Here is a 9,171-nt window from a genome sequence, read left to right as displayed (position 1 = left end):
TCCCTGTTCCCTGTTCCCTGTTCCCTGACCACACAAGTAAATTCACAGAATCAAACCGGATTCCTATATATGTGTGATTCCTATCACTTTTAATAATTTTCAAATGAATGTAAAAGAATAGAAACTTTGTGAAAACTGATACTATATTCTATCAACTGTTTCAAACATTACCTAGTATTCTTTTTGAACTGATTGGTAAGCCAGCCATAGAAGCGGAAAGATATCAATTTACATCTGTAGAAATTAAAGAACTAGCATTTCGCTTTGATGGTTTATTTGTACCTAATTTAGATATTCCCGAACAGCCTATTTACTTTGTAGAAGTTCAATTTCAACCGAAAGGGGATTTTTACTGGCGGTTATTTACAGAAATCTTTGTTTATCTAAATCAATATAAACCAAAGAACGATTTTCATGCAGTAGCTATCTTTGCTAAACGTAGTTTAGATCCTGGTATACCAATGCAGTATCGGGGTTTACTAATGAGTCAGCAAGTCACATTTATTTACTTGGATGAATTAGAAGTAACAAGCAATAATTCATTAGGACTGGGAATGGTGCAGCTAGTGGTGGAAAAACAGGAAACTGCTACTGATCATACTAGGGAGTTAATCGAAAAATGTCGACAACAATTGGTAGATGTCAGCAAAAGACAAAAAGTTCTAGAATTGTTAGAGACAATCCTTGTTTACAAATTAACTAATTTAAGTCGTCAGGAGATTGAAGCCATGTTTACTTTAGATGAATTAAAGCAAACGCGGTATTTTCGAGAAGTTGCGGAGGAAGCGAAAGTAGAAGGTTGGTTAGAAGGTAGATTGGAAGGTAGATTGGAAGGTAAATTAGAAGGTAAATTGGAAGGTAAATTAGAAGGTAAATTGGAAGGTAAATTGGAAACAATACCGCTGTTATTAGAGTTGGGTTTGACTGTAGAACAAATAGCAGCAAAGTTAGTTGTAGATATTGAAACTGTGAGGGAGGTTGCGGAAAAATCTGTAAAATCTGTTAATGAAACACCTCTGGAGTCATGAAACTGACACCTTGAAGTAGTTTTAATAACGGTTTGCGAATCAATTTGGAGTCTCATGGTAGAAGTCTTCCCAAGACGAGTAAAAAATGCTTTGAGTCCAGCTTAATGGACTTTAACTCAGGAACTTTTACCCATGACTCCAGATTTATTGATATCATATCCGCCCAATCACTGACGATATAGTTCATCATTGTATTGCCTTTTCCCAATTACTAATTACCCATTACCAGCCTCAACAGATATGATCAGTGTTCAACCGGACATGATATGATAGGTGACTGCTGTTAAATTAGTTAAATTAGTCCCAGTTCGCGTTTTAGTAAATTAATTGACTGTGTACCGATATAATTTTCACAGCGAATGAGTTTAGGTGGACGAATGAGGTCTTCTAGAAAGGTTTGTAAGGTTGCTTGGGCTGTGGAGTAGCTGACTTGATCGGTACAAAAGATGATTTCTGAGCGTTTGACGATGGCGTGTAGTTTATAATCATCCTTGGGCTGGGAAGTCATTACTAATAATTCTTCACCTCGCAAACCGTGGAGAATGACTTCTGTAGCCCTGAGAATACCAGGACTAAGACTAATTATACCGATACAAGTAGAGTTGGGTAAGTTTTTGACTACAGTGAGTTCTTTAGCGTAGTCATGAATATCTAAGGGAATAACACGGACGGCCTTGGGGGCGGAGATTGCTTCCACTTCTCCGATAAAATAACGACTGGTGACTAATGTGGCCGAGGCTGTTTGGTCTAGTACCGTCATGAGTTCTTCCATGGGTACTAGCTGGACTGGAATTTGCAGGGATTCCTCTAATTCATCAACCATTAATTCCCCAGCCCCAATATCTTGAGACGGAGTTACTACTAATAATCTCGCGCTACAACGCAAACGCCAGTCAACTTCTGCTAAAAATAGTTCCCGTGCTAGATTGAGAGAACAGCCTTGGGTGAGTAACTCATCCAGGGCTTGTTGAACTACTTTATAGCTGGTTGGATGTTGTTTGAGAATGGGGGACTGTGATCTATTTCCACCTTCATGACCTTGGGTGCGAACATAGATTCCTGAACCTGCAAGACTTTCTACAAATCCCTCTACCTCCAATTGGCGGTAAACTTTGCTAATGGTGTTGCGGTGTAACCCGGTTTGCATTGCTAAGGCCCTGGTACTGGGTAATTTGTATCCGGGTGAATATTGCCCGGAGGCGATCGCAAATCGGATTTGATTAAATAGTTGGTTAGATGCGGGAATTTCACTGTCTGGTTGAATACGGAACTGAATCATGACCAATTCCTCTGCCTAAAACTTAGATTAATTGCCATCAGTTACCTATTAAATATATGATTAATGGGTTAATTTACTTTGATAAATATTACCAAGGAACTATACAGCAGTCAGGAGTTAAGATTCAAAATGAATAAAGGACTTTTTTCTTTACTGCTAACTTAATTATGACAGAGCCAGCAATAAATACTGCAAAAATTCAAATCTCCGCAGATAATTTCCAAATAGATGCTTATTTAGCACAACCAACTTCCCCTGGTTCTTATCCGGGAATTATTGTTTTACAGGAGATTTTTGGTGTTAACGTGCATATTCGGGAGGTAACCGAACGAATTGCTAAACTAGGTTATGTAGCTATCGCTCCAGCACTGTTTCAACGTCAAGCACCTGGATTTGAAACTGGTTATACTCCTGAGGATGTGGAAATAGGCCGAAAATACGCTTGGTTACAGACCACAGCCTCAGAACTTTTAAGCGATATTCAAGCATCTGTTAACTACTTAAAAACTTTACCCCAAGTCAAAAAAGATGGATTTGGTTGTATTGGCTTTTGTTTTGGCGGTCACGTGGCCTATCTAGCTGCTACTTTACCAGATATTAAGGCTACTGCTTCCTTTTACGGTGCGGGAATTACTAGTCGCACTCCTGGAGGTGGAAATCCCACCATTACCCGGACATCAGAGATTCAAGGAACTATCTATGCCTTTTTTGGGACCCAAGATGGAAGTATTCCCTTAGAAGAAGTAGACGAGATTGAAGCAGAACTGCAAAAACAGAAAATTCCCCATCGTGTTTTTCGCTACAATGGGGCTGATCACGGATTTTTTTGTGACCATCGTGCCAGTTATAATTCTAAAGCTGCGGCGAATGCTTGGCAACAAGTTCAAGAACTTTTTAGCCAACTGACAACTGACAACTGACAATTGACCAGTGACCAGTGACAACTGACAATTGACAACTGACAATTGACAACTGACAACTGACAATTGACAACTGACAACTGACAACTGACAACTGACAATTGACCAGTGACCACTGACAATTGACCAGTGACAACTGACAATTGACCACTGACAATTGACCAGTGACCACTGACGACTAACAAATAACAATTTATCTTCAAAGTCATGAATTCCGAATCTAAACTTTCTCAAACAGCCAATTCGTCTTTTTCAATGGACGATTTTGCTAAAGCCCTAGAAAAGCACGATTACCAATTTCAAAAAGGGCAAATTGTTCGTGGTAAAGTCTTCCAAATTGACCACGATGGTGCTTATGTTGATATTGGTGGTAAATCATCTGCGTTTCTTCCCCAAGATGAGGCTTCTTTGAGAGCAGTAACTGATTTGTCGGAGGTATTACCGATGAATGAGGAACTAGAGTTTTTGATTATTCAGGATCAGGATGCTGAAGGTCAAGTCACTATTTCTCGTAAGCAGTTGGAAGTGCGTCAAATCTGGGATAAACTGTTAGAGATGCAGGAAAATTCCCAAACCGTCCAAGTGCGGGTAACAGGTATTAATAAAGGTGGTGTCACTGTTGATCTTTTGGGTGTCCGGGGTTTTATTCCGCGATCGCACATTTCCGAACGTGATAATCTAGAAGCACTTAAAGGCCAAAGTCTCACCGTCGGCTTTCTAGAAATTAATCGTGAAACTAAAAAGCTGGTTCTTTCTCAACGTTTAGCGGCTCGTTCTAGTAACTTCAGTTTATTAGAATTAGGTCAATTAGTAGAGGGAAAAATTACCGGCATTAAACCTTTTGGTGTATTTGTAGATTTAAATGGTGTCAGTGCTTTACTACACATTAAACAAGTCAGCCAAAAATTTATTGAATCTTTAGAAAAGGTCTTTCAAATTGGTCAAATCATTAAAGCTGTAATTATTGATTTAGACGAAGGTAAAGGTCGAATTGCTATTTCTACAAGAGTTTTAGAAAATTTCCCCGGTGAAGTTGTGGAAAATTTTGCAGAAGTCATGAATTCAGCAGAAGCTCGTGCTAATCGTGCAGCTAATAAAACTGCTGAATAGTTGATTGGTAATGGGTGATTGGTAATTGGTAATTGTCAAATCTTAATTGCTAATTGCTAATCCCTATTCCCTATTTATTCAGATGCAGTTAAAATCATCAATATCATCATAGTGAAATGATCATGAATCAAGTAAATGCTACTGAAATACAAGAACATTTGAGTGATTTTTTGGATAGTCTTACCCAAGGAGAAACATCAATTGTTATTGAAAAAGCACAGAAAAGCGATCGCTACTATCATTAGTTATGAAGAATGGAAACGTTTAAAACAATTGGACATTTATTTAATTTCAGAAGACGATGAAGAATCTTTTAGTCCAGAAGAAGTCATTAAGGCATATAATCAGCTTCATGGAACGGAATTTACTGTAGAGAATATTGTCAATGAATGAAGGTAAACAATATAAGCTAAAGATTAAAAAATCTGCCCGTAAAGAATTGCTAAAACTGCAACCAAAGTTTTTTAAACAAGTAATGTCAAAAATTATCACTCTCATGGATAATCCTCAACCGCAGGATTATAAATCATTAAAAGGGTGTCCTGATCTTTATCGAGTGGATCAAGGAGAGTTTCGCATTATTTATACAATTCAAGAGGAGCAGACTAAAATTTTTCGAGTTGGTAAGCGAAATGATGATGAGGTTTATGAAAATTTGTAAATAAGATATACAACTCCTATTTATGGACAATTTACCAGAAAATAAATCTAATTCCCATGCAGGGGGCGGTTTACCCGTAATCCAATATTGGGTAGAAAAAACTCTCTCACCCCAAGGTTTACAATTATGGCAAACTCTCAATCATAAAAGCACTTGTTTATCCTGTGCTTGGGGTACGGGTGGACAACAAGGAGGGTTTGTCAATGAAGCAGGAGAATATTTACAACGTTGTGCTAAAAGTGTAGAAGCTATTGCAGCAGAATTGCAACCAGGAATTAAACCAGATTTTTTTCAAAAATATAATATCAGTGAATTGCAAGAATTAACTTCCCAAGAATGTGATAACTTAGGTAGACTTAGTTATCCTCTCATTCTTAAATCAGGTTCATCCCATTATCAACGTATTAGTTGGGAAGAAGTTTATCAAATCGCAAAACCAGCCTTTAGTTTAACACCAGCAACTATAGCTAGTTATAGTTCTGGACGTTCTTCTAATGAAGCTGCTTACTTATTACAATTGTTAATGCGATCGCTAGGTAGTAATAATCTAGCAGATTGTTCGGATTTATGTCACGCTCCCTCAACCGTCGGCTTAAAAAAAGTTTTCGGTTCAGGAACATCAATGGTAAGTTTAGAAAGCTTACAACATAGTGATTGTGTGGTTTTAATTGGTTCTAATGCACCCGCAAATCATCCCCGATTAATGAACGAATTAATCAAATTACGGGACAGGGGTGGTAAAGTAATTATTATTAATCCCCAAATTGAAATCGGTTTAGTTAAATTTGCTTCTCCTGCTTTTCCGATCAAATCCTTACTTACCGGTGGTTCTGATATATCTTCCTTATATTTGCAACCCATTCCTGGTAGTGATGTAGCCTTATTTCTAGGGTTACAAAAATCCTTAATTGCCCAAAATTTAATTAAAATAGAATATCTCAAATCCTCCACTCAAAACTGGCAACAAATTTTAGATTATGCCCATAATATCTCTTGGGATGATATCACCAAAACCTGCGGATTATCTCAAGAAGAAATTACCGCCACAGCCTATATAATTGGTAAATCTGAGCGAGTAGTATTTGCTTGGGCTATGGGAATCACTCAACAAACTAACGGTGTAGATAATGTTTTGAGTATAGCAAATACGGCTTTAATTACAGGTAATGCTGGTAAAATTGGCGCGGGAACAATGCCCATTAGAGGACATTCCAACGTCCAAGGATTTGGTTCAATGGGTGTCACCGTCAATTTGCGGGAAGAAATCAAACAAGCACTATCTCAGTTGTTAGGAAAACCCCTGAATGAAACTCCAGGTTATCATACCCGTGATTTAATAACAGCAGCAGAATTAGGAAAGATCAATACCCTCTTTTGTTTAGGGGGAAATTTGTATGCAGCTAACCCAGATTTATCACAAGCAAAACGGGCTTTATCACAAATAGAAACCATTTTTTATGTAGCAACAAAACCAAATTTAGGACATTTTCACGGATTAGCAAAACAGCAAACTTTAATCTTACCTGTTTTCAATCGTTTTGAAAATCCCCATCGGACGACAACGGAATCAGGTAATAATTTTGTTAGGTTAAATGATGCAGGTAAAAGTCATTTACAACCAGATAATTCTGATTTGATTTCTGAAGTAGAATTAATTACAGAAATAGCCCATCGTTTACATGATGAACATCCGATTAATTGGCGTAAATTGCAAGATACGGTTTATGTTAGAGAATTAATTGCTAAAACTATTCCTGGTTATGATAAAATAGGTCAAATTGATCAAACTCAGGCAGAATTTACCATTGCAGGACGGATTTTTGATGAACCGAAATTTCCCACTTTTGATGGTAAAGCGCGGATGTTTATCACACCTTTACGACAATTAACTTTACCTGATAAATCAGCTTTTGCTGTGGAGGAAAATCAACCAGGAATTGTCCTAATATTGGGAACAGGGCGCGGTTATGGACAACATAATACCGTAGTTTATCGCAGTGCAGATAAATATCGCAATATGCCCCATCGTCATTGTATTCTAATGAATAGTTTGGATATCAAAAAAGCAGGATTTCAAGAACATCAACGAGTTACAGTTAAAGGAAGTGGGGGAGAACTAGAGAATATTGAAATTATTTGTGGTGCAATTCGTGAAGGTGTAGCCTTTATGTTTTATCCTGAAGCTAACGTTTTATTGACAGCAGCAATTGATCCTGAAAGTGGTACACCTGCTTATAAAAGAGTTCCGGTTTTTGTGTACTAAATATTATCTCTATTATCTCGTTCCCAGTCTCAGACTGGGAATGTCATTAGGAGGCTCTGCCTCCACTTGACAAAGAAAACAAAGCCTTCTAAAATTCATTCTCATACAGAGTACATAATATCGTCTAATGACGAATGCGACATGAAAATCTATCTCAAGATAGATACTGGAGTCAGTACAGGGTTGGTAAAGTAAAAAAAACAACTTTTTAATTAATACAGGGTACAATTGTGGCAAAATCTACCAAAAACGTCGTTTTCATTGATCCCAATGTTACAGACTGGCAGAATCTAGTTAATGGTGTCGAACCTGGCTCACTGGTGTTTATTCTTGACCAAACACGGGATGGTATTAGGCAAATTACCGATAAATTAGCAGCACTGACAGACATTGATAGTATTCAAATTATTTCTCACGGTGGAGAGGGTAGTTTATCCCTTGGTTCAACTCAGTTAAACTCAGCAACCCTCAATAGCTATAGTTCACAATTACAGCAGTGGGGTCAATCTCTCACTACCACAGGAGACATTCTGCTGTATGGTTGTGACGTGGCTGGGGGGGTTATTGGTAAAGCTTTTGTCCAGCAAATTAGTCAACTGACCGGGGCAGATGTAGCTGCATCTGATGACTGGACTGGTAGTGCTGCATTGGGTGGAGATTGGCTGTTAGAATATGCCACAGGATTAATTGAAGCGCCTCTGGCTTTGCAAATTCAGGCAATGGAGGCTTATACTGCTGTTTTACCCAATTATGTCGTAGGTGGATATTACACAAACTGGAGTACATACGAACGTAATTTTCAGGTACAAGATATTCCTGCGGATAAACTTACCCATGTTTTCTACGCCTTTACAAAAATAGAAAATGGAGAAGTAGCACTCACAGATCCTTGGGCTGATATACAACAGACATTTGGTGGAAAATATACTTGGCAACAGTCACAGGCAGGACTAGCGGGTAATTTGGCTGAACTCAAAGCCTTAAAACAAAATAATCCTAATCTGAAAACCATGATGTCTGTTGGAGGTTGGACACTTTCTAGTCCCTTCTCTGACGCTGCTTCTACTAACTCTTTACGTACCAAATTCGCCACCTCTGCGGTGCAGTTAATGGTTAAATATGGTTTTGATGGATTGGATATTGATTGGGAATACCCTGTTAGTGGAGGAGAAGCAGGAAATATCAACCGTCCAGAAGATAAACAGAATTACACTTTATTGCTACAAACATTACGGCAAGAGTTAAATAAACAACAAGCTATAGATGGGAAACAATATCAGCTTACCGTTGCTTCTCCAGCTAGTTCTTCAACTATGGCTAATTTTGAGTTATCACAAATCTCCCAATACATCGATTTCTTCAATCTGATGGCCTATGATTATCATGGCTCTACGTTTGAATCAACCACTAACCATAATGCTCCTTTATATGCCGCCTCCGGGCAGCAATCTATAGACTCTACCATACAGGGTTATCTGAATGCGGGGGTTGCAGCGGAAGATATAGTTCTAGGCGCACCTGCTTATGGATATGGTTGGGCTGGTGTACCTAATATAAATAACGGATTATTCCAGTCATCTAGTGGTAAGGCTAGTGGAACTTGGGCAACTGGTGTTTATGATTATAAAGATTTGTATAATAGACTCCAAACTCAACCAAGTGTGTATACCCGTTACTGGGATGATATTGCAAAAGTTCCCTATATTTACAGTCCTACCGACCAGCGTGGAATGTTTAGTTCCTACGAAGATAGTCAGTCAATTGGCATCAAGACTAACTATATCAAAGATAAAGGTTTAGGAGGTATGTTCTTCTGGGAGCTTTCTAGTGATCTAGCCGCAACTAATAATGATTCTTTAGTTAATAACGCTTACAAATATTTAACTTTGGGTCAAAATCCCGGAGGTTCT

10 protein-coding genes are annotated in these 9,171 nt (G+C 38.2%); 8 read left to right on the top strand and 2 right to left on the bottom strand.

What is annotated here, in order from left to right; all coding sequences use genetic code 11:
• Window positions 1–128 precede the first annotated feature (128 nt).
• A complete protein-coding gene (locus ACIR310F_RS0104080; RefSeq protein ID WP_028082721.1) occupies window positions 129–1,028 on the top strand; it encodes an Rpn family recombination-promoting nuclease/putative transposase in 900 nt (299 codons plus the stop codon).
• Window positions 1,029–1,320: 292 nt separating this feature from the next.
• On the opposite strand, the gene ACIR310F_RS0104070 is transcribed toward ACIR310F_RS0104080, so the two are convergent.
• On the bottom strand, window positions 1,321–2,307 hold the full coding sequence (locus ACIR310F_RS0104070) for a GntR family transcriptional regulator (RefSeq protein WP_028082720.1): 987 nt from the start codon (window positions 2,305–2,307) through the stop codon (window positions 1,321–1,323).
• Window positions 2,308–2,474: 167 nt separating this feature from the next.
• Between ACIR310F_RS0104070 and ACIR310F_RS0104065 the strand changes: the two genes are divergently transcribed.
• Entirely contained in the window at window positions 2,475–3,227 is a 753-nt protein-coding gene (locus ACIR310F_RS0104065) for a dienelactone hydrolase family protein (protein ID WP_028082719.1), read from the top strand.
• Here the strand turns inward: ACIR310F_RS0104065 and ACIR310F_RS24055 are convergent.
• Window positions 3,191–3,436, bottom strand: coding sequence for a hypothetical protein (locus ACIR310F_RS24055; protein WP_155963614.1), 246 nt, complete (start codon window positions 3,434–3,436; stop codon window positions 3,191–3,193). The two genes, ACIR310F_RS0104065 and ACIR310F_RS24055, sit on opposite strands and share 37 nt — an antisense overlap.
• On the opposite strand from ACIR310F_RS24055, the gene ACIR310F_RS0104060 reads away from it, so the two are divergent.
• The 6 genes from ACIR310F_RS0104060 to ACIR310F_RS23515 form a co-directional block, all read left to right on the top strand.
• The gene (locus ACIR310F_RS0104060) at window positions 3,435–4,337 is read left to right on the top strand and encodes a S1 RNA-binding domain-containing protein (RefSeq protein WP_028082718.1); all 903 of its coding nucleotides are present in this window, start codon (window positions 3,435–3,437) and stop codon (window positions 4,335–4,337) included. The genes ACIR310F_RS24055 and ACIR310F_RS0104060 overlap by 2 nt on opposite strands.
• Window positions 4,338–4,459: 122 nt before the next feature.
• Window positions 4,460–4,582, top strand: a complete 123-nt coding sequence (locus ACIR310F_RS27250; RefSeq protein ID WP_269208333.1) for a type II toxin-antitoxin system Phd/YefM family antitoxin — start codon at window positions 4,460–4,462, stop codon at window positions 4,580–4,582.
• A complete protein-coding gene (locus tag ACIR310F_RS0104055) occupies window positions 4,545–4,730 on the top strand; it encodes a hypothetical protein (protein WP_155963612.1) in 186 nt (61 codons plus the stop codon). Before ACIR310F_RS27250 ends, ACIR310F_RS0104055 begins: the two co-directional genes overlap by 38 nt.
• A complete protein-coding gene (locus tag ACIR310F_RS0104050; protein ID WP_028082716.1) occupies window positions 4,723–4,998 on the top strand; it encodes a type II toxin-antitoxin system RelE family toxin in 276 nt (91 codons plus the stop codon). Before ACIR310F_RS0104055 ends, ACIR310F_RS0104050 begins: the two co-directional genes overlap by 8 nt.
• Before the next feature lie 22 nt (window positions 4,999–5,020).
• Window positions 5,021–7,261: an FdhF/YdeP family oxidoreductase gene (locus ACIR310F_RS0104045; protein WP_028082715.1), complete on the top strand. Its 2,241-nt coding sequence runs from the start codon at window positions 5,021–5,023 to the stop codon at window positions 7,259–7,261.
• 230 nt (window positions 7,262–7,491) lie between these two features.
• The coding region (locus ACIR310F_RS23515) for a glycosyl hydrolase family 18 protein (RefSeq protein ID WP_155963610.1) at window positions 7,492–9,171 on the top strand (1,680 nt) is incomplete at its 3' end.

It is taken from the genome of Dolichospermum circinale AWQC310F (assembly GCF_000426925.1).
Classification (GTDB): Bacteria; Cyanobacteriota; Cyanobacteriia; order Cyanobacteriales; family Nostocaceae; genus Dolichospermum; species Dolichospermum circinale.
The sequence above is the reverse complement of the archived record's forward strand: the minus strand, read 5'-3'. Positions and strand labels throughout refer to the sequence as shown.

Excerpts from the sequence above, each read along its gene's own strand:
- ACIR310F_RS0104070 (WP_028082720.1), bottom strand. The coding sequence starts at position 2,307 with ATGATTCAGTTCCGTATTCAACCAGACAGTGAAATTCCCGCATCTAAC.
- ACIR310F_RS0104065 (WP_028082719.1), top strand. The coding sequence starts at position 2,475 with ATGACAGAGCCAGCAATAAATACTGCAAAAATTCAAATCTCCGCAGAT.
- ACIR310F_RS0104060 (WP_028082718.1), top strand. The coding sequence starts at position 3,435 with ATGAATTCCGAATCTAAACTTTCTCAAACAGCCAATTCGTCTTTTTCA.
- ACIR310F_RS24055 (WP_155963614.1), bottom strand. The coding sequence starts at position 3,436 with ATGACTTTGAAGATAAATTGTTATTTGTTAGTCGTCAGTGGTCACTGG.
- ACIR310F_RS27250 (WP_269208333.1), top strand. The coding sequence starts at position 4,460 with ATGAATCAAGTAAATGCTACTGAAATACAAGAACATTTGAGTGATTTT.
- ACIR310F_RS0104050 (WP_028082716.1), top strand. The coding sequence starts at position 4,723 with ATGAATGAAGGTAAACAATATAAGCTAAAGATTAAAAAATCTGCCCGT.
- ACIR310F_RS0104045 (WP_028082715.1), top strand. The coding sequence starts at position 5,021 with ATGGACAATTTACCAGAAAATAAATCTAATTCCCATGCAGGGGGCGGT.